The organism is Herbaspirillum sp. VT-16-41 (assembly GCF_001994935.1).
In the GTDB taxonomy this organism is placed as follows: Bacteria; Pseudomonadota; Gammaproteobacteria; order Burkholderiales; family Burkholderiaceae_D; genus Herbaspirillum; species Herbaspirillum frisingense.
On record NZ_MUXB01000045.1, the window covers coordinates 1 to 1,500 of the forward strand.

At 46.4% G+C, this 1,500-nt stretch carries 1 pseudogene; it reads left to right on the plus strand.

Going from position 1 to position 1,500, the window contains the following annotated elements:
* Nucleotides 1-562, plus strand: a pseudogene (locus BTM36_RS03965) (efflux RND transporter permease subunit); the annotation flags it as partial.
* Between the last annotated feature and the right edge of the window lie 938 nt (nt 563-1,500).

The window sequence follows — 1,500 nt, forward strand, 5'->3', positions numbered from 1 at the left end:
CAACCGGGAGAAAGCCTCCCGCTACGGGATGACGGTAGGTGATGTCCAGCTGTTCGTCTCTTCAGCAATCGGAGGTGCTATGGTGGGTGAGACGGTTGAAGGGGTGGCCCGGTACCCTATTAACATTCGCTACCCGCAGGATTACCGGAACAGTCCGCAGGCGCTGAAACAGATGCCGATCCTGACCCCGATGAAGCAACAGATCACGCTGGGCGATGTCGCGGATATTAACGTCGTTTCTGGACCAACCATGCTGAAAACCGAAAATGCCCGGCCAGCCAGCTGGATTTATGTTGATGCCCGCGGCAGGGACATGGTGTCGGTGGTTAACGACATTAAGACGGCCATCAGCGAGAAAGTGAAACTGAGACCGGGAACCAGTGTGGCATTCTCCGGACAGTTTGAACTGCTTGAGCATGCCAACAAGAAACTGAAGCTGATGGTGCCGATGACGGTGATGATCATTTTCATCCTGTTGTATCTGGCATTCCGCCGGGTTGACGAAGCCCTGCTGATCCTGATGAGCCTGCCGTTCGCCCTGGTTGGCGGAATATGGTTCCTGTAACAAATGAGTGAAGGAGAAGTCTTGTTGGGGGTGGGGAAAGGTGAAAGGGATGATTTTTGCTCATTTGATCAAAAATATATGAGAAAACTTGCTTTGGGCACTTAAAATTAAATTCATGATGGATGAACATGCTTCAGAGTGATTCAAATGCTAAAGTGTTCTTAAAGCCATTCTTAAACTTAAATATCTATAATTAGCCCATCAGGTATGTGTTGAACTCCTACGTAGGGTATATAACAGTTGGTGCCTACAAATAATTTCTCATTTGTGATATGTGATATATGGTGAGGTGCCCTGGAGCCTTATTCTTGCTCTCTCTCCTCTACAGGGTTGTTTTGAAGTGGTGGTAAGTCAAGAAAGAGCATGAACAGATATTGTAATTACTGTACATGCATGCGTGTTAAGTTATTTTGGTTGTGTCTGAATCTTTGCAGTCCTATGGACCATAGCCTTCCAGGCGCCCTCGCTTCCTGATATTCATGCTGATCGGAACGCATCTGTTTTTTGTGATTGTCTCGGCTTTACTCTCATCCATTCAATTGGAAAAGCTAATTTAAGTGCGGGATTCTTCTATGACGTGGAAATTGAGATTGCTGCTTATCGGTGTGACGCTGCTCCTGGCTTGCACTATTGTCCTGATTTTCTTAAAAAGCGATAAGATCAGCAGAACCTGCTATATTGATGAATGGACGGCTGTGAAAAAACAGGACCTCCTTGAGACCATGCCGGCAAAGGGTGTCCTGGCTCCAAAGGAAGAGCATCACCTATACTATGAGAATACAACCGGCACATTCAAGGGCTTCCTTGTAGAAAAAGGGGATGAAGTTCAGCCGGGTACAGGCTTATTCGAATACTCACCGGATGATATAGCCCTGACGAAGGAGAATTTCCAAATAGAAAAAGAAAAACTGGAACGTGAACAAACCAGCATAGAA